The organism is Afipia sp. GW821-FHT14H12, assembly GCF_058803465.1.
Window position 1 is genome coordinate 325251 of record NZ_JBXAOZ010000001.1, and the last position, 21600, is coordinate 346850.

At 62.2% G+C, this 21600-nt stretch carries 22 protein-coding genes; 7 read left to right on the top strand and 15 right to left on the bottom strand.

All coding sequences use genetic code 11. The features are described from left to right. The gene (locus tag AC1RNA_RS01630) at positions 1-651 is read right to left on the bottom strand and encodes a response regulator transcription factor (protein ID WP_492949988.1); all 651 of its coding nucleotides are present in this window, start codon (positions 649-651) and stop codon (positions 1-3) included. 191 nt (positions 652-842) lie between these two features. Between AC1RNA_RS01630 and AC1RNA_RS01635 the strand changes: the two genes are divergently transcribed. After that, a complete protein-coding gene (locus AC1RNA_RS01635; protein ID WP_009339709.1) occupies positions 843-4418 on the top strand; it encodes a hybrid sensor histidine kinase/response regulator in 3576 nt (1191 codons plus the stop codon). On the opposite strand, the gene AC1RNA_RS01640 is transcribed toward AC1RNA_RS01635, so the two are convergent. Next, positions 4397-5074 carry a response regulator gene (locus tag AC1RNA_RS01640; protein ID WP_009339707.1) on the bottom strand — a complete coding sequence of 226 codons (678 nt, stop codon included), beginning with the start codon at positions 5072-5074 and terminating at the stop codon, positions 4397-4399. The genes AC1RNA_RS01635 and AC1RNA_RS01640 overlap by 22 nt on opposite strands. A gap of 660 nt (positions 5075-5734) precedes the next feature. On the opposite strand from AC1RNA_RS01640, the gene AC1RNA_RS01645 reads away from it, so the two are divergent. Next, a complete protein-coding gene (locus tag AC1RNA_RS01645) occupies positions 5735-7357 on the top strand; it encodes an MFS transporter (protein WP_433994120.1) in 1623 nt (540 codons plus the stop codon). Between the two features lie 96 nt (positions 7358-7453). On the opposite strand, the gene AC1RNA_RS01650 is transcribed toward AC1RNA_RS01645, so the two are convergent. Then, complete coding sequence (locus tag AC1RNA_RS01650; protein WP_492949989.1) at positions 7454-7990, bottom strand: hypothetical protein; 537 nt, start codon at positions 7988-7990, stop codon at positions 7454-7456. A 28-nt stretch (positions 7991-8018) separates the two neighbouring features. Further along, on the bottom strand, positions 8019-8642 hold the full coding sequence (locus tag AC1RNA_RS01655) for a 2-hydroxychromene-2-carboxylate isomerase (RefSeq protein WP_492949990.1): 624 nt from the start codon (positions 8640-8642) through the stop codon (positions 8019-8021). Positions 8643-8934: 292 nt separating this feature from the next. On the opposite strand from AC1RNA_RS01655, the gene AC1RNA_RS01660 reads away from it, so the two are divergent. The 5 genes from AC1RNA_RS01660 to AC1RNA_RS01680 all read left to right on the top strand — a co-directional run bounded on the left by AC1RNA_RS01660 (position 8935) and on the right by AC1RNA_RS01680 (position 11482). Beyond that, positions 8935-9288 carry an AtpZ/AtpI family protein gene (locus AC1RNA_RS01660; protein ID WP_009339699.1) on the top strand — a complete coding sequence of 118 codons (354 nt, stop codon included), beginning with the start codon at positions 8935-8937 and terminating at the stop codon, positions 9286-9288. A gap of 65 nt (positions 9289-9353) precedes the next feature. Next, positions 9354-10097 (top strand): F0F1 ATP synthase subunit A, encoded by a 744-nt coding sequence (locus AC1RNA_RS01665; protein ID WP_492949991.1) that lies wholly within the window; start codon positions 9354-9356, stop codon positions 10095-10097. A 47-nt stretch (positions 10098-10144) separates the two neighbouring features. Further along, positions 10145-10372, top strand: a complete 228-nt coding sequence (locus AC1RNA_RS01670; RefSeq protein WP_002717376.1) for a F0F1 ATP synthase subunit C — start codon at positions 10145-10147, stop codon at positions 10370-10372. Positions 10373-10437: 65 nt separating this feature from the next. After that, positions 10438-10992 (top strand): F0F1 ATP synthase subunit B family protein, encoded by a 555-nt coding sequence (locus AC1RNA_RS01675; protein ID WP_492949992.1) that lies wholly within the window; start codon positions 10438-10440, stop codon positions 10990-10992. A 4-nt stretch (positions 10993-10996) separates the two neighbouring features. Then, positions 10997-11482: a F0F1 ATP synthase subunit B family protein gene (locus tag AC1RNA_RS01680; protein WP_009339683.1), complete on the top strand. Its 486-nt coding sequence runs from the start codon at positions 10997-10999 to the stop codon at positions 11480-11482. 82 nt (positions 11483-11564) lie between these two features. Here AC1RNA_RS01680 and AC1RNA_RS01685 read toward each other — a convergent pair whose 3' ends face one another. The 11 genes from AC1RNA_RS01685 to ctaD form a co-directional block, all read right to left on the bottom strand. Further along, a complete protein-coding gene (locus AC1RNA_RS01685) occupies positions 11565-12257 on the bottom strand; it encodes a hypothetical protein (RefSeq protein WP_492949993.1) in 693 nt (230 codons plus the stop codon). 142 nt (positions 12258-12399) lie between these two features. Next, on the bottom strand, positions 12400-12987 hold the full coding sequence (locus tag AC1RNA_RS01690; protein ID WP_009339679.1) for a GNAT family N-acetyltransferase: 588 nt from the start codon (positions 12985-12987) through the stop codon (positions 12400-12402). A gap of 111 nt (positions 12988-13098) precedes the next feature. Continuing rightward, on the bottom strand, positions 13099-14388 hold the full coding sequence (locus tag AC1RNA_RS01695; RefSeq protein ID WP_492949994.1) for a M16 family metallopeptidase: 1290 nt from the start codon (positions 14386-14388) through the stop codon (positions 13099-13101). Further along, complete coding sequence (gene thrC, locus AC1RNA_RS01700; RefSeq protein ID WP_492949995.1) at positions 14388-15803, bottom strand: threonine synthase; 1416 nt, start codon at positions 15801-15803, stop codon at positions 14388-14390. The genes AC1RNA_RS01695 and thrC overlap by 1 nt, the downstream gene beginning before the upstream one ends. 125 nt (positions 15804-15928) lie before the next feature. Beyond that, entirely contained in the window at positions 15929-16681 is a 753-nt protein-coding gene (locus AC1RNA_RS01705) for an SURF1 family protein (protein WP_492949996.1), read from the bottom strand. Next, positions 16678-17079: a DUF983 domain-containing protein gene (locus tag AC1RNA_RS01710; RefSeq protein WP_492951163.1), complete on the bottom strand. Its 402-nt coding sequence runs from the start codon at positions 17077-17079 to the stop codon at positions 16678-16680. The genes AC1RNA_RS01705 and AC1RNA_RS01710 overlap by 4 nt, the downstream gene beginning before the upstream one ends. A 134-nt stretch (positions 17080-17213) precedes the next feature. After that, on the bottom strand, positions 17214-18071 hold the full coding sequence (locus AC1RNA_RS01715; RefSeq protein WP_492949997.1) for a cytochrome c oxidase subunit 3: 858 nt from the start codon (positions 18069-18071) through the stop codon (positions 17214-17216). A 54-nt stretch (positions 18072-18125) separates the two neighbouring features. Continuing rightward, the gene (locus AC1RNA_RS01720) at positions 18126-18743 is read right to left on the bottom strand and encodes a cytochrome c oxidase assembly protein (protein ID WP_009339667.1); all 618 of its coding nucleotides are present in this window, start codon (positions 18741-18743) and stop codon (positions 18126-18128) included. Position 18744: 1 nt separating this feature from the next. Continuing rightward, entirely contained in the window at positions 18745-18912 is a 168-nt protein-coding gene (locus AC1RNA_RS01725) for a cytochrome c oxidase system small membrane protein (RefSeq protein WP_009339665.1), read from the bottom strand. Between the two features lie 7 nt (positions 18913-18919). Then, entirely contained in the window at positions 18920-19861 is a 942-nt protein-coding gene (locus tag AC1RNA_RS01730; protein ID WP_009339663.1) for a heme o synthase, read from the bottom strand. A gap of 112 nt (positions 19862-19973) precedes the next feature. Further along, positions 19974-21599 carry a cytochrome c oxidase subunit I gene (gene ctaD, locus AC1RNA_RS01735; RefSeq protein WP_009339662.1) on the bottom strand — a complete coding sequence of 542 codons (1626 nt, stop codon included), beginning with the start codon at positions 21597-21599 and terminating at the stop codon, positions 19974-19976. Position 21600 lies beyond the last annotated feature (1 nt).

Genomic DNA, 21600 nt, shown 5'->3' on the forward strand with positions numbered 1-21600 from the left:
TCACGTCGCCATGCTGCGCGGCGGATGTCTCTCCTTCGACAGCACGATGCGCATCAGGTCGGCGGCGTTCTTCGCACCGAGCTTGGCCATGATGCGGGCGCGATGAACCTCGATGGTCCGCGGGCTAATTCCGAGCCGCCGCCCCGCTTCCTTGTTGGACGCGCCGCTTGCGACCTGCCCCAGCACCTCACGCTCCCGGCTCGTCAGCAGATGGCGTCCGGAAAAATCTCCAAGACCCAGGATCGGCCCATCGGCAGACCGGCGATAAGTCAGCACCGCCTCGCGCACCCGATCGGCCATTATGCTCGCGGCGAAAGGCTTCTCCATGAAGTCGAGCGCGCCGCGCTTCATCGCAGTCACGGCGGTCGGGATATCCGAGTGCCCCGAAATCACGATCACGGGCGGGGCGAAACGCATCTCGGCGAGATCCCGCAACACGTCGAGACCCGAATATCCCGGCAATTGCAGATCGAGGATCACGCAGGCCGGTGGTTTCAGCCGGACCGCCTCCAGAAACGCGTGGCCATCGCTGAAACTCTGGGTTGCAAACCCCTCCAGCCGAAGCAGTAGAGCCAGGGCGTCGCTAACCGATTTGTCGTCATCCACTATGAAAACGTACGCATCTCCAGGAAACGGATGGATTTGCCCCATAATTCCCCCCGGCGAGCATATCTATAAAATACAATCTATACGTGTATAAGCTGATTCGAGGTGGTTTACAAATCCGGCCACTTCGGCGTCCTGCTCGCGCAAAGCGCGCAACGACATGTTTCCGTCATGCCCAAAAAAAGGTTTGATGCGGCCTCGAGGGCCTGCAGGAAGGCCGTCTTCGGAGCGGATGGATGCTTGAAAACAGCACGGTAATCGCAGCGGCCTTCGGCTACATCGGCCTGCTGTTCGCGATCGCGTTCTACGGCGACCGCCTCAGCCCGGCGCAACGGGCGCGCGCGGGCATCCTGATCTATCCGCTATCGCTTGCGATCTATTGCACGTCCTGGACCTTCTTCGGCTCGATCGGCCTCGCGACCCGCACCAGCATCGAGTTTCTGGCGATCTATATCGGCCCGATCATCATGCTGGTGTTCTGCAAGCCGATCACCTTGCGAGTGATCCGGCTTGCGAAATCCCAGCACATCACCTCGATCGCCGACTTCATCGCCGCACGCTACGGCAAGAGCCAGGCGGTCGCGGCCACCGCCGCCTTCATCGCCATCATCGGCTCGGTCCCCTACATCGCCCTGCAATTGAAGGCGATCGCCTCCTCGCTCGAAACCATTCTCAACGGCCCCAACGATGTCGCGAGCCTGCCTTTCGCCGGTGACATCGCGATTTTCGTCACGATCGCCCTTGCGCTGTTCGCCGTGCTGTTCGGCACGCGGCAAAGCGATGCGACCGAACACCAGCACGGCCTGATGCTCGCCGTCGCCGCCGAATCCATCGTCAAGCTCGTCGCATTCCTCGCCGCAGGCATCTTCGTCACCTTCATCATGATGAGCCCGACCGAACTGATCCAGCGGGCGATGAAAACGCCGGAAGCGATCCGCGCGATCGAACACACGCCTTCGATCGGCAACTTCCTGGCGATGACGCTCCTGTCGTTCTTCGCCATCCTGCTGCTGCCGCGCCAGTTCCACGTCAGTGTTGTCGAAAACTCCAGCGAGGCCGAAGTGTCCCGCGCCCGCTGGCTGTTTCCGCTCTATCTCGTCGCGATCAACATCTTCGTCATTCCAATCGCGCTGGCCGGTCTCGTCACCTTCCCGTTCGGCGCGGTCGACAGCGACATGTTCCTGCTGGCGCTGCCGATCGAGGCCGGCGCGCACTGGATGAGCATCATCGTCTTCGTCGGAGGCCTGTCCGCCGCCACCGCGATGGTGATCGTGGAATGCGTGGCGCTCGCCATCATGCTGTCGAACGACATCGTAATGCCGCTGGTGCTGCAGGCCGATACCACGCCGCGAAACGGACGCGCCGATCTTGGTCGCCTGCTTCTGATCGTCCGCCGCGTCGCCATCGTCGCCATCATGACAATGGCCTATTTCTACTATCACGCGCTCGGCAACGCACAGCTCGCTGCCATCGGCCTTCTGTCCTTCGCCGCTGTCGCGCAACTCGCTCCGGCGTTCTTCGGCGGCCTGATCTGGCGGCGCGGCACCGCGGCAGGCGCCATCGGCGGTATGGTCGTCGGGTTTGTCATCTGGGCCTACACGCTATTCCTGCCGAGCTTCATCGAGGTCGGACCGCTCGGAACGCAATGGCTGAAGGAAGGCCTGTTCGGCATCGCCGTCCTGCGGCCGCAGCATCTGTTCGGCAGCCAGATGTCGCCGCTGATCCACGGCCTGCTGTGGAGCCTCACGCTCAATCTTCTGGCCTACGTCGCGCTGTCGTTCTCAAAGGCGCAGACCTCGATCGAGCGATTGCAGGCGGACCTGTTCGTGCCGAGCGATCTCGCGCCGATCTCACCGAACTTCCGCCGCTGGCGCACCACCGTGACGGTGCAGGATCTGCTCACCACCGTCGCGCAATATCTCGGCCATGAACGCGCCAACGCCGAATTTGAGGCCTTCGCTTCCGCGAACCGCATCACGCTGGACCGCAACACCTCCGCCGACTTCCAGTTGCTCAGCCACGCCGAGCATCTGATCGCCTCATCCGTTGGCGCGGCCTCCTCGCGCCTCGTAATGTCGCTGTTGCTGCGCAAGCGCGCGGTGTCGGCGAAAGCCGCGCTGAAGCTGCTCGACGACGCCCACGCCGCATTGCATTTCAATCGCGAAATCTTACAGACCGCGCTCGACCATGTGCGCCAGGGCATCGCCGTCTTCAACCGAGAACTGCAACTGATCTGCTCCAACCGACAGTTCGGCGAGATGCTCGACCTGCCCGCTCATGTCGCGCAGATCGGCATTCCGCTTGCGGAAATCCTGGAATTCATCGGCGACAATCCGCGCAACAGCACCGAGACACGCGAGCAGCATCTGCGACGGCGACTCAACGCCTACACCACCGAAGGCGAGCCCTTCCTCGAACGGTTGCCCGGGCAGAATCGTGTCGTCGAGGTTCGCACCAATGCGATGCCTGGCGGCGGCCTCGTCGTCACCTTTTCCGACATCACCTCGAGCTTCGAGGCGGCCGAAGCGCTCGAGCGCGCCAACGCCACACTAGAACGCCGCGTGCGCGAGCGCACCGAGGAACTGACGCGGCTGAACAACGAACTGGCCCTCGCCAAAACCATCGCCGACGAAGCCAACATCTCCAAGACGCGCTTCCTTGCCGCCGCAAGCCACGACATCCTTCAGCCGCTCAACGCAGCACGGCTTTACGTGACAAGTCTCGTCGAGCGGCAGAGCGGCGGCGAGAACGCCCGCCTCGTCGACAACATCGACGAATCCCTCGAAGCCATCGAGGAAATCCTCGGAGCTCTCCTCGACATTTCCCGCCTCGACGCAGGCGCGATGACGCCTTCGATCTCGAGCTTCCGCATGAGCGACCTGATGCGCTCGCTGCAGGTCGAATTCATGCCGATGGCGCGGGAAAAGAATCTCGAACTGATTTTCGTATCATCGACACTGGCGGTGAAATCCGACCGCGTGCTGTTGCGCCGCCTGCTGCAAAATTTGATCTCGAACGCGATCAAGTACACACCGACCGGCAAGGTGCTGATCGGCTGCCGTCCGCGCGGCGCGAAGCTGCAAATCAGTATCCACGACACCGGACTCGGCATTCCGCAACACAAGCGCGGAGAGATCTTCAAGGAATTCCACCGGCTTGATCAGGGCGCGCGGATCGCACGGGGACTCGGGCTCGGCCTGTCGATCGTCGAGCGCATCGCGCGCGTGCTGGAACACCATATTTCCATCACCGCCAACAAAAGCGGCGGCTCGCACTTTGCCGTGACGTTGCCGGTCGCGAGCGGCTACAATCAGGTTCAGGTGCCGACGAACGGCTCGGTCATTTCCTCGAAGACGCCGATGAGCGGCACAACCATCGTCTGCGTCGAGAACGACCCCGCCATCCTCGACGGCATGAAGACGCTGCTGCGCGGCTGGGACGCCAATGTGATTGCGTCCGTCGATCCGAAGCAGGCGTGCAGGGCCATTGCCAGTTCGAACGAGCCGATCACCGGTCTTCTAGTCGACTATCACCTCGACCGCGGCAACGGCATCGCCGCGATCCGCGACATCCGGCACAAGTTCGGTGCACACATTCCGGCCATTCTGATTACGGCGGATCGCAGCCCGCCGGTGCGGGAAGCCGCGCGCGCCTATGGCATCGTCGTGCTGAACAAACCGGTGAAGCCCGCGACATTGCGCGCGCTGCTCAGCCAGTGGCGCAACCAGCAGATGGCAACGTCGCTGTCTCCGGCCGAGGCTGGCGCAACTTCACAGACGGAAGCGGAAGTTCAGGCCGACGGCTCGTTCTGACGCCACTGGCTACCGGAAATCTTCGCGGCCACGATGACCGCCTGGGTGCGGCTCTCGACGCCCAGTTTCTGCAGGATGGCCGAGACGTGCGCCTTGATGGTGGCTTCCGACACGCCGAGTTCGTAGGCGATCTGCTTGTTGAGCAGGCCTTCCGAGAGCATCATCAGCACCCGGACCTGCTGCGGCGTCAGCGTGATGAGCCGGTCGCGCAGCTTGGCCATATCGGGATCGACGCCGGCGGTGAGGTCGACATCGGATGGCGTCCAGACATCGCCGTTCATCACCTTGCCAATCGCCTCGCGCAGGGTCTCGATCCCGTAACGCTTCGGGATAAAGCCGGAAGCGCCGAATTCCATCGACCGGCGGATGGTGTCGCCATCGTCGCTGGCCGACACGACCACCACCGGGATCGCGGGATATTGCGCCCGCAGATAGATCAGGCCGGAGAAGCCGCTGACGCCCGGCATCGAGAGATCGAGCAACACGAGGTCGATGTCGGATTCTTTCTCCAGCAGAGCCGTCAATTCACCGAATGCACCGGCCTCATCGATATTCGCAGCCGGGACAACGCCCCTGACCGCTTCCCGCAACGCCCCCCGGAACAGAGGATGGTCGTCGGCGATCACAAGCCGGGTGGATGAGGAAGACGGAGCCATGTCTTTGTATCTCTTCAGTTTTTAACCTAACTCTCCGAAGTGATTAAACTATACCACTCCTGCGGGCGAGGGCCGAATCCAGCCTTTTGCGATCTGCCGGATTAGTAAATCGCTCTCCCAGCCGGAAAGCCCTCCTCTCATAGAGGCAAAGTCACTGGTGCCAAAGCCTTTAATGGCGGATGCCGGACCGGAAGTGGCCACCAGACCGTGCCGGTAGTCCTCGCTCAACGGGGTAAAGAGCGACCAGCCACGGACGATGACCTTGCGGATATCGCCATCCCGGACGACAGAGTGGTCAGCCGCGATTCGTCTTTCGTCTGAAAGTCGCCACTCAATCCTTGATCTCGATCAATGTCTCGCGGCTTCCGGGCGCGCCTTCCCCGGACTTGCGAACGGCGCCGGCCCATTGCGTCGATTTGACACCATGCGCAAAACGCCCAGCAAGAACAGCGCGATGACACGAGACGGTATTCATCGGCAATCACGAAACCGATCCGTCTCAACCAAAGTATATCGTACGATATATTTTCCCGACGAATACAGTGAAGCGTTACGATACGATCCGACAAGCAACGGATCGTGCATGCAAAATTATTCAAATGAGATATTCGGGAGGGTTCAATGACCACACTGACCGCAGCCGCCCCGCGGCGCGGGGGAATGACCAAGGACGAGCGCTTCGTCATCTTTGCATCTTCCCTCGGCACCGTGTTCGAATGGTATGACTTCTATCTCTACGGCTCGCTTGCCGCGATCATCGGTGCGCAATTCTTCAGCGCCTACCCGCCCGCCACGCGCGACATCTTCGCGCTGCTCGCTTTCGCCGCCGGCTTCCTCGTGCGCCCGTTCGGCGCGCTGGTGTTTGGCCGCGTCGGCGACATCGTCGGCCGTAAATACACCTTCCTCGTCACCATCCTGATCATGGGCCTTTCGACCTTCATCGTCGGACTGCTGCCCAACGCTGCGACGATCGGCATCGCGGCCCCGATCATCCTCATCGGCCTCCGCCTGCTGCAAGGTCTGGCGCTCGGCGGCGAATATGGCGGCGCAGCCACTTACGTTGCCGAACATGCTCCTCCCGGCAAGCGCGGCTACTACACCTCGTTCATCCAGACCACGGCGACGATGGGTCTGTTCCTGTCGCTGCTGGTGATCCTGTTCACCCGCACCATTGTGGGCGAAGCGAATTTCGCAGCCTGGGGCTGGCGCATTCCCTTCCTGGTGTCGGTCGTGCTGCTGGGCGTCTCCGTCATCATCCGGCTGAGGCTGAATGAATCGCCGATTTTCCAGCGCATGAAGGAGGAAGGCAAGAGCTCGAAGGCGCCGCTGACGGAAGCGTTCGGCAACTGGAGCAACGCCAAGCTCGTTCTCATCGCACTGCTCGGCGGCGTCATGGGTCAGGGCGTCGTGTGGTACACCGGCCAGTTCTACGCGCTGTTCTTCCTGCAATCGATCCTCAAGGTTGACGGCTACACCGCGAACCTCCTGATCGCATGGTCGCTACTGCTCGGCACGGGCTTCTTCATCGTGTTCGGCATGCTGTCCGACAGGATCGGCCGCAAGCCTATCATTCTGGGAGGCTGCCTGATCGCCGCCCTGGTCTACTTCCCGGTCTTCCGCATGATCACCACCAACGCCAATCCGGCGCTGGAAAAGGCGATCGAGACCGTGACGGTCCAGGTCAAGGCCGATCCGAAAGGCTGCGGCGACCTGTTCAATCCGGTCGGAACGCGTGTCTTTACCGCTCCCTGCGATACGGCGCGCGCCTTCCTGTCACAGTCGTCGGTGAAATACTCAACCGTTCCCGCGCCGGCCGGTTCGCCGGTCGCGATCTCGATCAACGGCAAGGACGTTCCTTACACCAGCGCGAAGGACTCCAACCCGGCGGTGACGGCGGCCTTGCTGGCTGCGGGTTATCCGAAGGCGACCGACGCGGGCATCGTGAAGATGTCGAACCCGTTCGACATCTTCCGCCCGCAGGTTGCAGCCGTGATCGGCCTGCTGTTCCTGCTCGTGCTGCTGGTGACGATGGTCTACGGCCCGATCGCGGCGATGCTGGTTGAACTGTTCCCGACCCGCATCCGCTACACCTCGATGTCGTTGCCCTATCACATCGGCAACGGCTGGTTCGGCGGCCTGCTGCCGGCGACCGCGTTCGCGATCGTGGCCTCGACCGGCGATATCTATGCCGGCCTGTGGTACCCGATCATCTTCGCGGCGATCACTGTCGTTGTCGGCCTGATCGCGCTGCCGGAGACCAAGGACGTCGACATCACGAAGTAACCTGCCGCACCCAGGTGCGACAGACAGCGGCCGCGGAGCAATCCGCGGCCGCTTCTTTTTATAGCCAAGCGCTGGGTGCGAGCACCGTCTCAGCCTTCAGATATTTTCCGAAATTCTCTTCTGTACGCGAGCGGCTATTTCGATCAGGTGCTGCCAGACACGGTCGAGCGCCGCAGCAAGTTTCCGCTGCGAGGAGATTTGCGGCCCGGCGGCTGCCTCCTTGCCGCTATCGGCTGCCGCGAGATTCTTGCCCGCCTCGCCGTTCGCCGCGGATTTTTCCGGAGCATCCTTTTTCAGCGAATCGGTTTTGGCGAGCGGCTCGTCGATCTTGCCCTTTACCGTGTCGCCGTGGCTCGCGAGTTGTGCCTTCAGTGTGTCGACCTGCCTTTGCAGGCGTCCGATCTCCTGATCGAGCGCCGCGCGCTCGTCGGGCACAACGCGGCATGTCCAGCCGCCCTTGGGGGTACAAACCGACACCGCGCCTGTGCGGGTATCGAGGCGCAAATAGCCGTTGTCGGTCGCGGATAAAGTATAGCGGCCGTTTTCGTCGGCGGGCGGAGTCTGGGCGTACGCGACATCCGCGATCGCGAACAGGGCGACGGCAGCAAATCCGGCGGAGAGCTGTCCCATCATTCTCATATCCACATCCCGCGCCGCTTTCTCATACGTCTGCGCGAAAGGGCGCGCGGCCCGATGCCAACGCATCGGCGAGCAGATCGATGCGATCCTGCCCCCAGAAGACTTCGCCGTTGAGCACGTAAGCGGGCGAGCCGAACACGCCATGAGCGATCGCGTCCTGACGGTTCTGCTCATAGATATCCTCGACCTCCACCGATTTCGACTGCTCGATCAGCGTCGTGCCCGGCAGACCGGACCGGTCCGCCAGCGCCATGACCGTATCGGGGTCCGCAAGATTGAGTTCGTGCTGCCAGATGCCCTCGAACACGCTCCACATGAACGGTTCCGGGTTTCCGCCCGATTCAGCGATCGCAATCGCCACGCCATCGGCCAGTCGCGCGTTGAAAGGCCAGTATTTTGGCTGCAAATTGAAATTCAGGCCGCGTTTCTCGCGCCAGCGCTGCAACTCGACCATGCGATAGCGCTGCCGCAGCGGATGGCGCTTGGCGAGCGGCAGGCCCCCGGTTTCGGAGAACAATTCGCCAAGGAAAACCGGCTTGTAGTCGACGCTCAAGCCATGGGCGGTGACAAGATCAAAGAACAGCTTGTGGCCGATATAGGCCCAAGGCGACTGGAATGAGTAGTAGTACTCAACGGACTTGGCCATGCGAACTCCGCCCCGAAGCTAGGGGCATCCCAACAGAGCAGGCACGCCAGTGCAAGGTCATCCACGATAGTTGCATGCCACACCAACCGCGACGTTTGGACGGTCGTATTTCTTATATATATATCAATGTGTTATTTGGGATATGCAACCGTCTCCCAATCTTGACTTGCCAGAAGGCCGACAGTATGGTCCGCGCGGTTTCAGGGGTGTTTGGGACGTTTTTTCCGAGATCTCGCGACGTAAAAGACAGTGTGCCGGCGCAGGCAGGCACGTCGCAACGGACGCGAAGACAATGGATGAAAAAGACAAACCATCTGCCGATGAAGCCGCGCTCTCCGCAAGGCTTCACCATCTGGAAGACCGGCTTTCCGAAACCAGGAAAGACCGAAATCTCCGGACAGGTCAGTCGGACGGCAGGGATGGAAACGCCTCAGCCAAAGCATCCGCAATGGCGCGCGGCTTCCGCCTCTCATCCGAATTGATTGCAGGCGTTCTTGTCGGAGCGGCCATCGGCTGGGGTTTCGACCGCCTGCTGTCCACGTCCCCCTGGGGACTGATCGTGTTCTTCCTGCTCGGCTTCGCGGCCGGCGTGATCAACGTGATGCGGACGGCGGGAGTAGCGGACAAGCCGGCGGACCGCCAATGATGCGCGGCATCGCCTGATCGATTGATGCAGCCGGTCCTGCCGGCATTTGAGAGAGATGTTTCGGAATGGCCGATCCGGTTGAACAATTTGAGATTCACAAGATCTTCTCGCTCGGCCACGTCGGCGGCCAGGAGATCGCCTTCACGAATTCATCGCTGTTCATGTTCATCTGCGTCGGCGCGGTCGCGCTGCTGATGCTCGGCGGCAGCACCCGTCTGGTGCCGACCCGCTACCAGTCGGTCGCGGAGCTGACCTACGAATTTGTCGTCGGGATGATGAAAGAAAGTCTCGGCGAAGAAGGCATGAAGTTCTTCCCGCTGGTGTTCTCGATCTTCATGTTCGTGCTGATGGCGAACGTAATCGGCGTCATCCCCTTCACCTTCAGCGTCACCAGCCATCTGATCGTGACCGTCGCGCTGGCGCTGATCGTATTCCTCACAGTGCTGCTCTACGGCCTCTACAAGAACGGCTTCAAGTTCTTCAAGGTGTTCGTGCCGAGCGGCGTGCCGATGTACATCCTGCCGCTGATTACCGCGATCGAGGTGATCTCGTTCCTGTCGCGCCCGGTGTCGCACTCGGTTCGTCTGTTCGCCAACATGCTGGCCGGACACATCACGATCAAGGTATTCGGCGGCTTCGTTGCAGCCCTCGGCGCGCTCGGTGCGACCGGCGCTCTCGGCGCGACGCTGCCGTTCGCGATGACGACCGCGCTCAGCGCCCTCGAGCTTCTGGTGGCGTTCCTGCAGGCCTACGTGTTCGCCATCCTCACCTGCATCTATCTCAACGACGCACTTCACCCCGGTCACTGACCGGATCGAGTTCTACCTAACATCAGCATCCAAAAAGGAGTTTCACCATGGATCCAATTGCAGCAAAGTACATCGGCGCAGGTCTCGCCACCATCGGTATGGGCGGCGCTGGCGTCGGCGTCGGCATGATCTTCAGCCAGTTCCTGAACGGCGCGCTGCGCAATCCGTCGGCTTCGCAGGGCCAGTTCGCGAACCTGATTTTCGGCTTCGCCGTGACCGAAGCGCTGGGCATCTTCTCGCTGCTCGTCGCGCTGCTTCTGCTGTTCGCTGTCTGATCTTTCGCACCGGCATTTACGCGGGCTTTATCTGAGGCCCGCGTCGATTCCTTGAGGAGACATCTATGGCCGAGAGCCATGCAACGGGGACGACCGCGCACACCGAGGTTCCGATGAACCACGGCAAGCCGGAGTTTCCGCCGTTCAACAAAGATACCTTTGCCTCGCAATTGGTGTCGTTCGCGGTCGCGTTTGCGTTGCTTTACGTCATCGTCTCGCGATTTGCCCTGCCGCGCGTCGGTGGGGTGATCAAGGCCCGCGAAAACACGATCGAGAAGGATTTGACCGAAGCCCAGGCGCTTCGCGACGAATCCGACTTGGCGCTGAAGGCCTATGAGACCGAGCTTGCCGAGGCCCGTTCCCGGGCGCAGGCGATCGGTTCGGAAACCCGCGACACGCTTGCCGCGCAATCCGAAGCGGAACGCAAGGCACTCGAGATCAGTCTCTCTGCCAAGCTGGTCGAAGCCGAAAAAGCCATCGCCGCGATGCGCGAAAAGGCGATGGGCAGCGTCAAGACGATCGCCACCGATGCTACGGCGGCGATTGTTCAGCGTCTTTCGGGCGTCACGCCGGACAATCAGGCCATCGACCGCGCCGTCGATGCCTCGCTGAAGGGTTGAAGCGATGCTGCATGAAGCAGAATTCTGGGTCGCAGTTGCCTTCGTCCTGATGTTGGCGATCTTCGGCTATTTCGGCGTCCATCGCACGATCGCTGCTGCTCTCGATAACCGCAGCGCGCGCATCCGCAAGGAGCTCGACGACGCACGCCGCCTGAAAGAGGAGGCACAGAGCCTCGTTGCCGAATATCGCGCCCGCCGCCAAAGCGCCGAGCGCGAGGCACAGGAAATCGTCGCCGCCGCCAAGGCGGATGCCGAGCGGATCGCCGTCGAAGCCAAGGCCAAGATGGAAGATTTCGTCGCCCGCCGCACCAAATCGGCCGAGAACAAGATCGCGCAGGCCGAGACGCAGGCCGTCGCCGATGTTCGCGCCGCCGCTGCCGAGGCCGCCGCTACCGCAGCCGCCAGCGTGCTGTCGCAGACGGTCAAGGGCGACGTCGCCAACGGGCTGATCGAGAAGAGCATCAAGGAGCTCGGCTCGAAGCTGAACTGAGCTTCTCCCTCATCAGAAATAAAAAGGCCGGTCGAAAGACCGGCCTTTTTATTTTGCCAGATGACGGCTCGATGGCGGAAAGCTAATGCTTGCGGCCGCGCGCGCGTGGTGCGGGCTTTTGCCCTGCCGGATCGAAGCCGATGTAGAAAACATAATTGTCGCCCGTATCCCCCGGCGGCACCGGATAAACGATGTCTTCGATCACCGCGCTGAAATCGGTGTAACCCGCGTCGCCGGACAACGCGACCGAGGTCTGGAACGCCTTGGTGAAGATCACCTTCGTTGTGACGCCTTCCTGCATCACCGCAACGCGCAATGGAATATCCACGGTCGGCGGCGCGCCTGCCGCACCGGTAATGATCCGTCCCTGCACACCGACACGCGCGGTAATCTGCCCGCCGCTCAAGGTGCAATCGCGCGCGGTGCGGAGGATCGATGCCTGGTAGCGCAGGTCCATCCCGCTCGCAGGCTTACCCGGAAGTCCCACCGCGAGCGTCGACGCGCCGAAGCGGACATTGACGGGAGGACAGGTCGGCCCGCTATTGTCTTCCGGCGGAGGCGGCGCCTCACCGAGTGCCTGCGACTTGGAGCCGAAAATCTGGCTGAACCGGCTGCCGAGCGAGGGGCTGCTGGCGGCCGTCGAATCCGCACTGGCGCTTGAGCCGCCGAACATGCTGCCGCCACCACAGCCCGCGAGCGTCATGCTCAACAGGGCCGCCACAAGCAAAGGCGCACGCGCGCGCACAAGCCGGCCATGAGGAAACTGCTGCGTCATTGCTGTTCGATATCCCCCGAAGTCCTGAAGTCCGGTCGCCTTATAACAGGCCGATCGCGGCGAACCCAAGGCATAAGGCGGGGCATGAACCATGCCTCATGGGCATCAGGTTGCACCGCAACTGGCGCTTCGCCCGCTTTCCTCAGCCGACGAAGTCGTCCTCCAGCAGCCCGTACAAATAATGGTCCTGCCAGGAGCCGTTGATGCACAGATATCGCCGCGCCACGCCTTCCCGGATGAAGCCGCATTTCTCCAGCACCCGCGCCGACGCCAGATTGCCCGGAATGCAGGCCGCCTCCACGCGATGCAGGTGCAGCTCGCCGAACAATGTCGGCAGCAGCACGCGCAGCGCCGCCGTCATGTAGCCCTGCCTGGCATAAGGCTCGCCGATCCAGTAGCCGATGGTGCCGCTCTGGACGATGCCGCGCCGGACATTGGCAAGCGTGACCGCGCCGAGCAGCTTCTGATCGCCCTCGCGGATGATGATGAAGGGATAGGAGCGGTCTTCGGCGATGTCTTCGGTATAGCGGCGCAACCGGCGGCGAAATCCCGCCCGGGTCAGATCATCGGCGGGCCAGATCGGCTCCCAGGGCGTCAGGTAAGCCCTGCTCATCTGCCGTAGCTCCGACCACTGTTCGTAATCCGCCATCGCCGGCGGACGCAGCCAGAGCCCACGCGCGCGCGGCATGAGCACGGGCGGCAGGGTGAGGGGCAACCGGAATAACGCCATGGCCACTCTCTTCTCATCGCATCGAGCCGGATGGGCTCGATCAACACATTCAACTCGCAACGTTGGAGGGCTCTTAATGCAGAAGCGCCCTCTTAGTGCAGAAGTGCCTTCTTAGTGAAGAAGTGCTCTGGCCTTCGGCCCGGACAATCCTTCCGCAAACGCCACCGCCTTGTCCAGCCCCCGGCCGCTGCCGAGCGCCACCACCGCCGGGCGGCTGCGGGCAAGCAACGCCCTCGCCGCATCACGGGCTGACTCTACGCTGACATTGTCGATCCGCGCGATCATTTCCTCAATACTCAGCGGACGGCCATAGGCCAGCACGTGGCGCGCCAACTGCTCGGCTCGCGCGCTGCAACTCTCCAGCGCCATTAACAATCCGGCCTTCATCTGCGCCTTGGCGCGTGCGATTTCCGCCTCCGTCAGCGTCTCGACCGCTTCGTTCATCTCGTCGACAATGACTTCCATCATCTCCGGCGCATCGGTCGGGTCGGTGCCGGTGTAGAGACTGAAGAAACCCGTGTCGGAATAAGGCTGGTGGAAGGTGTAGATCGAATAGCAAAGCCCGCGCTTCTCGCGCACTTCCTGGAACAGCCGCGACGACATTCCTCCGCCGAGGATGTTGGTGAACACCTGCAGACTGAACAAAGCCGGGTCCGATTGCGGAATGCCTTCGAGCGCCAGCGTCAGATGGGCCTGCTCCAGATCGCGGCGCACAACGCGCGAGCCACCCTTACCGAATACAGCTGGCTTGGACTTCGGGCCTTCATCAGCACCGAACCCCGCAAACCGCTGCTCCACATCGGCGACGATCCGGCGATGATCGATCGCACCAGACGCCGCCACCACCATGTCGGGGCCGCGATAATGCGTGGTGAGGTAGCCGCGCAGCTTGTCGCGTGTGAAGGTCGCGAGCGTCTCCGGCGTACCGAGCAGCGAGCGCCCCATCGGCTGATCGGGATAAGCCAGTTCGCCAAGATATTCGAACACAGCATCGTCGGGCGTATCCATCGCCGCGCCGATCTCCTGCACGATGACGCTTTTCTCGCGCTCCAGCTCGTCCGTATCGAAGGACGGATTCGCCAGAATGTCGGACAGCACGTCGATCGCAAGCGGCACGTCCGCCTTCATGACGCGCGCGTAATAAGCGGTGCTTTCCGAACTCGTCGCCGCATTGAGATCGCCGCCGACCGCTTCGATCTGCTCGACAATCTCGCGCGAGGTACGGCTCGCTGTGCCTTTGAACGCCATGTGTTCGAGCAGATGCGAAATGCCGTGCTCGTCCAGCTTTTCGTCGCGGCCGCCGACCCCGGTCCACACGCCGAGGGCCGCCGTTTCCAGATGCGGCATCGCATCGGTGACGACGGTGAGCCCGGAGGGAAGCTTGGTGATTTCGACAGCCATCAATGAACCTCTTGCTTGGCGACCCGGCTCGCCGACAGTACGAAAGCCTCGACCGCCGCCGGATCGTTCTTCATGACGGTGATGTGCTCCTTGCGGCTCATCAGCCCATCGAGCCAGACCGGCAGGCCGGGGCGCGTGCCGCAGGCTTCCTCGACCGCGTCGGGGAATTTCGCCGGATGCGCGGTGGAGAGCACCACGTTTGGCGTTTTGGAATCGGCGTCGTCACGCTCGGCCACCGCCAGTGCCACGGCCGTGTGCGGATCGATGAGATCGCCTGCCTCGCGGAACGCTGCGCGGATCGTCGCCGCCACTTCCGTCTCGTCGGCGCGGCCTGCCTCGAAATCAGCGCGGATCGCGTTGAGCACGTTGCCGGACAATGAGAAGCGCCCGGACTGGGCCAATGAGGCCATCAGCCCGCGCACCAGTGCCGCGTCGCGGCCGCACGCCTCGAAAATCAGCCGCTCGAAATTCGACGACACCTGGATGTCCATCGAAGGCGACTGCGTGGCGTGAACACCGCGCACTTCGTAAAGCCCGTTCTGCAGCGTCCGCGCGAGAATATCGTTGACGTTGGTGGCAATACGCAGCCTGCCGACCGGCAGGCCCATGCGCTTGGCGACATAGCCTGCGAAGATGTCGCCGAAATTTCCGGTCGGCACCGTGAAGTCGATCTCCCGCGCGGGCGCGCCCAGCGCCACCGCCGAGGTGAAGTAATAGACGGTCTGCGCCACGATGCGCGCCCAATTGATCGAATTGACGCCGGACAGCGACACCCGGTCACGGAACGCATGATGATTGAACAGCGCCTTCACGATCGCCTGGCAATCGTCGAACGTGCCCTCCACCGGCAGCGCATGGACGTTGGCCGCGCCGGTCGTCGTCATCATCCGCCGCTGCACCTCGGAGATGCGGCCGTTCGGAAACAGCACGAATAGATCGACATTCTCGCGATTCTTGAAAGCCTCGACCGCCGCGCCGCCGGTGTCGCCGGAGGTCGCAACCACGATGGTGGTGCGCGCGCCGCGCTTGGCCAACACATGGTCCATCAACCGCGACAGGAGCTGCATCGCCACGTCCTTGAAGGCGAGCGTCGGCCCGTGAAACAGCTCGAGCGTGAACTGGTTGGTCCCGCTCTGGTCGAGCGGCACCACCGCCGGATGGCGGAACGTGGCATAGGCTTCGTTGGTCATCCGTCCGAGATCGGCATCGGAGATCTCACCTGCGACGAAGAGGCGGATCACCTCGGTAGCGACCTCCCAATAGGGTCGGCCGGCAAAACCGGCGATGGCCTCGCGCGAGAGCGTCGGCCAGACTTCCGGCACGTAGAGGCCGCCGTCACGGGCAAGCCCGGTCAGCATCACGTCGCAAAAGCCGAGCTTGGGGGCCTCGCCCCGGGTCGAAAGATAAGTCGTCAACGGTGCCTCCAAAGGCGCAGGGTTCCGCAAGCCTTTGACAAGATTGTTAATTTTATCCACACCGGGTGGAATTCTGCACCATACCGGCTGGTCTTCCTCCCGACAAGGAAGCGAAATGGCAGGCCTCAGGCCCGCCGCTTGCCGAACAGCCAGAAGCCGAACGTGCCGAACACGGCAAGCGCGAGGCCGAACCAGGTGATCGCGTATTGCAGATGGTTATCCCGCAGCTTGGGCACGAGAGCGCCGGGCTTCGGCACGGCTCCCGCGGGCACCGGCGTTTCAAGATCAATGTAGAACGGCGCGACCTTTCCCCAGTTCAGCGATGCGGCGATGCCGGGGACATCGCGAATGAACCAGAGCCGCTTCGGCTCATTCTCATGCGCGGTGAGAAATCCGGGATGCTCGGGGAAACGCAAATACCCCGTCAGCGTCTCCGGCTTGCCGGTCAGCAGGGGCGCGACCGCGCGATCTTCCTCGGCCCGGCCCTGCATTTCATTCGGCACGAAACCGGCATTGACCACCACCTGCTCGCCGCTCTCGAGCCGCGCCGGCAGGAAAGCCCAGGCACCCGGCGTCTTGATGTCCGTGCGCACCGCCGAGCTGGATGTGTAGATCATCGCATCCGGCTTGTTCTCGAACGTCGCCGTGAAGCGCACCCGGCGGAATTCATCGTCACTCCGGTTCAGGTGCGGCCAATCGCTCGATGGCGGCAAGGCCACCGGCTCCGCCGCCAGCCGCGCATTCAAAGCGGCGATCAGCGCGTGCTTCTCATCGCGGCGTTCGAGCTGCCAGAAGCCCAATCCGGTGAGGAGCGCCGTCATCACCAGCGCAAACACGGTCATGCTGATCGTACTGCCCAAGGACCTCGCTTGGCTCATGCCTGATCCCGCTTCACGAACTGCCCTTCGGCTGCCTTGTGGTGATATTGCAGCGCGATCATCAGCGCCTTCATCGGCCGCAGCGGTGCCAGTGTCACGAGCAGGATCAACGGCAGCCACAGGGCGGCATGAACCCAGAACGGCGGCTGATACTTCACCTCCACGATCAGCGCGGCACCCACCACGAGGAATCCGGCCAGCAGGATGATGAACACCGCCGGGCCGTCGCCAGAGTCGATGAAGTTGTAATCGAGGCCGCAGACCTCGCATTCCGGCCGCAGCGACAAAAACCCGGCGAACATTTTCCCCTTGCCGCAGCGCGGGCAGCGGCAGAGCAATCCGGCGACGAAAGGCGAGACCGCCGGGGTAGCAGGCGGTGAGGACGGCAGGTTGTTCATGGGGGCTTTATGACAAAAAGGTACGGCAAAGTCTCGACGAAAGGCAGCCGGGAAAGTCCCGTCGAACCGGACAGGCCGGCCTCCCATAAAAAAAGCGGCCCAGAGGGCCGCTTTTTCGATGCAAGGAATGCCGGTCAATGGGCCGCGTGAGCCATGCTCTCCGCGCCATGTCCCCAGACATAGATGCAGATGAACAGGAACAGCCACACCACGTCGACGAAGTGCCAGTACCAGGCGGCGAACTCGAAACCGAGGTGCTGCTTCGGCGTGAAGTGACCCATATAGGCGCGGATCAGGCAGACGGTCAGGAAGATGGTGCCGACCAGAACGTGGAAACCATGGAAGCCCGTCGCCATGAAGAAGGTCGAGCCATAGACGTGGCCGGCGAAGGAGAATTCAGCGTGGCTGTATTCGAACGCCTGGCACAAGGTGAAGCAGGCGCCAAGCACAACGGTGAGGATCAGGCCCCACTTCAGCCCCTTGCGGTCGCCTTCCAGAAGCGCGTGGTGCGCCCAGGTGACGGTGGTGCCCGAGGTCAACAGGATCAGCGTGTTCAATAGCGGCAGGTGCCACGGGTCGAAGGTTTCGATCCCCTTCGGCGGCCAGACACCGCCGAATAGCGCGTCACGGGTGAACTGGATGGTATCGCCCGGGAACAGTGCGGCGTTGAAATAGGCCCAGAACCAGGCGACGAAGAACATCACCTCGGAGGCAATGAACAGGATCATGCCGTAGCGGTGATGAAGCTGCACGACGCGGGTGTGGTCGCCCTTGTACTGCGCCTCACGGATCACGTCGCCCCACCAACTCGCCATGGTGTACAGCACGCCGATGGTGCCGACGCCGAACACGATCGGAGCGGCGGCATACAGGTGATGCATCCACGAAATCGCACCGACCGCCATGATGAACGCCGAGACCGAGCCGACCACCGGCCACGGGCTCGGATCGACGAGGTGGTAATCGTGTTGTTTGACGTGCCCGCCAGCCATTTCGTTCTCCGTTTGCGGTGCCGGTCACCCGGCGCTCGTATCATTTACCTTAGCTTATAAATTACTTTTGCGCTTGTCCGGCTCCGACGCAGCAACCGGTTTCGGCGTCGGATTTTTCACCGGATAGAAGGTGTAGGACAGCGTGATCGTGTTCGTGCCGTTCTGGTCGGAATCCTGCAACATCGACGGATCGACATAGAACACCACCGCCATGTCGCGCTTCTCATGAGGCGCCATGGTCTGTTCGGTGAAGCAGAAACAGTTAATCTTGGTGAAATAGGCACCCGTTGTGAGCGGCGTCACGTTGTAGCTCGCCTGCCCCGTGGTGGTGTACGCAGCCTGGTTGGTGACCGAATAATAGACCGTCGCCACTTCACCGATCTTGATATGAACTTCGTTCTGCTCGGGCACGAACTTCCACGGCAAACCGCCCTGGATATTGGAGTCGAAACGCACCGTCACGGAACGATTGGTAATGTGCGTCGGCGCCGATTCCGCAACCTGGGTCGTGCCGCCGAAGCCGGTGGCGCGACAGAACCAGTTGTAGAACGGCACCGCCGCATAGGACGCGCCGACCATCAGCGCGACCACGAAGCCGCAGATCGTCGCGACCATGACGTCGCGCGACATGCGGGGCTTGCGGGAAGGCGTGGATGGGGTTTCGTTGCTCATGTCACATCGGCCGGATCAGAACAGCCGGCCCCTTGACCAGGGTTACGGCGAAAAACAACACCACCAGGATTCCGAGCGCCAGTGCGATCGCGATCGAGCGTTCCCGCCGGCGGCGCTTTTGCGCATCCGTCAGTACGATCCCCTCTTCCTGGCCGGGCTCGTTGTCCATCCATGCCCTACCAGACCACCGCGATGAGCGCGTTTGCCGCCACTTCGAGGGGCAGCACTGCGAACAGCAGGAACAGATACAACAGTGAGAACTTGAACAGCGCGCGAGCGGCGCGATTGGCCTCCGTGCCGGTGCGCTTGCGATAGACATCGACTGCGCACCACAGCATCCCCGCGCCGAGCAGAACCGAAGTGATGCCGTAAGCCACGCCAAAATAGCCGAGCGGCCAAGGCGAGATCGCAACGGCCACCAGCACGATGGTGTAGAGCAGGATCTGCAGCCGCGTCGCGTCGGGCCCTGCTACCACCGGCAGCATCGGGATGTTGGCGCGGGCGTAATCGTCCGAACGGAACAGCGCCAGCGCCCAGAAGTGTGGCGGCGTCCACAGGAAGATGATGAGAAACAGGATGATCGGCTGCGGCGCAAGCGATCCGGTCGCCGCCGCCCAGGCCACCACCGGCGGCAATGCTCCTGCGGCACCGCCGATCACGATGTTCTGCGCGGTCCAGCGCTTCAGCCACATCGTATAGACGACCACATAGAAGAAGATCGTGAAGGCCAGCAGCGCACCGGCGAGCCAGTTCACCAGAATACCGAGCGTCGTCACCGAGAAGATCGCCAGCGTGATGCCGAAAGCGGCCGCTTCCGAAGACGAAATCCGGCCCCGCGGGATCGGACGGTTGGCGGTGCGCGTCATCAACGCGTCGACGTCGCGCTCGTACCACATGTTCAACGCACCGGAGGCGCCACCGCCGACCGCGATGCACAGGATCGAGGTGATGGCGAGAACCGGATGCAGATGGCCCGGCGCGATCACGAGACCAACAAGCGCGGTGAACACGACGAGCGACATTACCCGCGGCTTCAGAAGCGCGATGTAATCCGAAACGCCCGCCTCGGAAATGATGAGGGGAGAATATTCGACCGAATTTTGCTCGACCACGGACAAGTCCGAACGACTCCTTGGATAGACCCTATCCGCCATGGCTGAGCCGATACGGCTGAGCTATGGCGGATAGATTACGCTGGCGCGCCGTGCCTTCCCGGCACGGCAGCGCGGATTACTGAATCCGAGGCAGCACCTCGAACTGATGGAACGGAGGCGGCGACGTCAGGGTCCATTCCAGCGTCGTGGCACTCGGACCCCATGGATTGTTGCCGGCAACGCGCTTCTTCGCGAAGGCTTCGACCACGCCGTAGAGGAAGATCAGCACGCCGAACGCGGAGATGTAGGCGCCGATCGAGGACACCAGATTCCAGCCGGCGAAAGCATCCGGATAGTCGATATAGCGGCGCGGCATGCCCGACAGACCGAGGAAGTGCATCGGGAAGAACAGGATGTTCACGCCGATGAACATCACCCAGAAGTGCACCTTGGCGATGGTCTCGTTGTACATGTAGCCGAACATCTTCGGGAACCAGTAGTACCAGCCCGCGAAGATCGCGAACACCGCGCCGAGCGACAACACGTAATGGAAGTGCGCGACGACGTAATACGTATCCTGGAGCACGCGGTCGACGCCGGCATTCGCCAGGACGACGCCCGTGACGCCGCCGACCGTGAACAGGAAGATGAAGCCGATCGCCCACAACATCGGCGCCTTGAACTCAATCGAGCCGCCCCACATCGTGGCGATCCACGAGAAGATTTTCACGCCGGTCGGCACCGCGATGACCATGGTCGCCGCGACGAAGTAGGCCTGCGCGGAGCTCGACATGCCCACCGTGTACATGTGGTGCGCCCACACGACGAAGCCGATGCCGCCGATCGCGACCATGGCGTAGGCCATGCCGAGATAGCCGAACACGGGCTTCTTCGAGAAGGTGGAGACGATCTGCGAGACCATGCCGAAGCCCGGCAGGATCATGATGTAGACCTCGGGATGACCGAAGAACCAGAACAGATGCTGGTACAGGATCGGGTCGCCGCCGCCATCGGCCGCGAAGAACGAGGTGCCGAAGTTACGGTCGGTCAGCAGCATGGTGATCGCGCCGGCGAGAACCGGCAGCGACAACAGAAGCAGGAACACGGTCACCAGGATCGACCACACGAACAGCGGCATCTTGTGCATGGTCATGCCCGGCGCGCGCATATTGAAGATTGTGGTGATGAAGTTGATCGAGCCCAGGATCGACGACGCACCGGCGAGATGCATCGACAGGATCACGAAGTCCACCGAGGGGCCCGGATGGCCGGACGTGGATAGCGGCGCGTACATCGTCCACCCGGTGCCGGAACCGAGCGAACCCGGCTCGCCTTCGACGAAGGTGGAAATGATGAGCAGCGCGAAGGACGCCGGCAGCAGCCAGAACGAGATGTTGTTCATGCGCGGGAACGCCATGTCCGGCGCACCGATCATGAGCGGCACCATCCAGTTGCCGAAACCGCCGATCATCGCCGGCATCACCATGAAGAAGATCATGATCAGGCCGTGCGAGGTCACAAACACGTTGTAGGTGTGGTTCTGAGCAAAGAGCTGGACGCCCGGATACATCAGCTCGATGCGGATCGCGACCGACATCGCGCCGCCGATGAGGCCGGCGATAATCGCGAAGATAAGGTACATCGTTCCGATGTCCTTATGGTTGGTCGAATAGAGATACCGCCGCCACCCGGTCGGATGATCGTGCGCATGGTCGTCATGGGCGTGATCGGTGTGGGCGGGAGTTGCAGCGGAGGAAGCCATT

What these genes read in the sequence shown, in the direction of transcription:
- AC1RNA_RS01630 (WP_492949988.1), bottom strand. Translation starts at nt 651, where the DNA reads ATGGGGCAAATCCATCCGTTTCCTGGAGATGCGTACGTTTTCATAGTG.
- AC1RNA_RS01635 (WP_009339709.1), top strand. Translation starts at nt 843, where the DNA reads ATGCTTGAAAACAGCACGGTAATCGCAGCGGCCTTCGGCTACATCGGC.
- AC1RNA_RS01640 (WP_009339707.1), bottom strand. Translation starts at nt 5,074, where the DNA reads ATGGCTCCGTCTTCCTCATCCACCCGGCTTGTGATCGCCGACGACCAT.
- AC1RNA_RS01645 (WP_433994120.1), top strand. Translation starts at nt 5,735, where the DNA reads ATGACCAAGGACGAGCGCTTCGTCATCTTTGCATCTTCCCTCGGCACC.
- AC1RNA_RS01650 (WP_492949989.1), bottom strand. Translation starts at nt 7,990, where the DNA reads ATGATGGGACAGCTCTCCGCCGGATTTGCTGCCGTCGCCCTGTTCGCG.
- AC1RNA_RS01655 (WP_492949990.1), bottom strand. Translation starts at nt 8,642, where the DNA reads ATGGCCAAGTCCGTTGAGTACTACTACTCATTCCAGTCGCCTTGGGCC.
- AC1RNA_RS01660 (WP_009339699.1), top strand. Translation starts at nt 8,935, where the DNA reads ATGGATGAAAAAGACAAACCATCTGCCGATGAAGCCGCGCTCTCCGCA.
- AC1RNA_RS01665 (WP_492949991.1), top strand. Translation starts at nt 9,354, where the DNA reads ATGGCCGATCCGGTTGAACAATTTGAGATTCACAAGATCTTCTCGCTC.
- AC1RNA_RS01670 (WP_002717376.1), top strand. Translation starts at nt 10,145, where the DNA reads ATGGATCCAATTGCAGCAAAGTACATCGGCGCAGGTCTCGCCACCATC.
- AC1RNA_RS01675 (WP_492949992.1), top strand. Translation starts at nt 10,438, where the DNA reads ATGGCCGAGAGCCATGCAACGGGGACGACCGCGCACACCGAGGTTCCG.
- AC1RNA_RS01680 (WP_009339683.1), top strand. Translation starts at nt 10,997, where the DNA reads ATGCTGCATGAAGCAGAATTCTGGGTCGCAGTTGCCTTCGTCCTGATG.
- AC1RNA_RS01685 (WP_492949993.1), bottom strand. Translation starts at nt 12,257, where the DNA reads ATGACGCAGCAGTTTCCTCATGGCCGGCTTGTGCGCGCGCGTGCGCCT.
- AC1RNA_RS01690 (WP_009339679.1), bottom strand. Translation starts at nt 12,987, where the DNA reads ATGGCGTTATTCCGGTTGCCCCTCACCCTGCCGCCCGTGCTCATGCCG.
- AC1RNA_RS01695 (WP_492949994.1), bottom strand. Translation starts at nt 14,388, where the DNA reads ATGGCTGTCGAAATCACCAAGCTTCCCTCCGGGCTCACCGTCGTCACC.
- AC1RNA_RS01705 (WP_492949996.1), bottom strand. Translation starts at nt 16,681, where the DNA reads ATGAGCCAAGCGAGGTCCTTGGGCAGTACGATCAGCATGACCGTGTTT.
- AC1RNA_RS01710 (WP_492951163.1), bottom strand. Translation starts at nt 17,079, where the DNA reads ATGAACAACCTGCCGTCCTCACCGCCTGCTACCCCGGCGGTCTCGCCT.
- AC1RNA_RS01715 (WP_492949997.1), bottom strand. Translation starts at nt 18,071, where the DNA reads ATGGCTGGCGGGCACGTCAAACAACACGATTACCACCTCGTCGATCCG.
- AC1RNA_RS01720 (WP_009339667.1), bottom strand. Translation starts at nt 18,743, where the DNA reads ATGAGCAACGAAACCCCATCCACGCCTTCCCGCAAGCCCCGCATGTCG.
- AC1RNA_RS01725 (WP_009339665.1), bottom strand. Translation starts at nt 18,912, where the DNA reads ATGGACAACGAGCCCGGCCAGGAAGAGGGGATCGTACTGACGGATGCG.
- ctaD (WP_009339662.1), bottom strand. Translation starts at nt 21,599, where the DNA reads ATGGCTTCCTCCGCTGCAACTCCCGCCCACACCGATCACGCCCATGAC.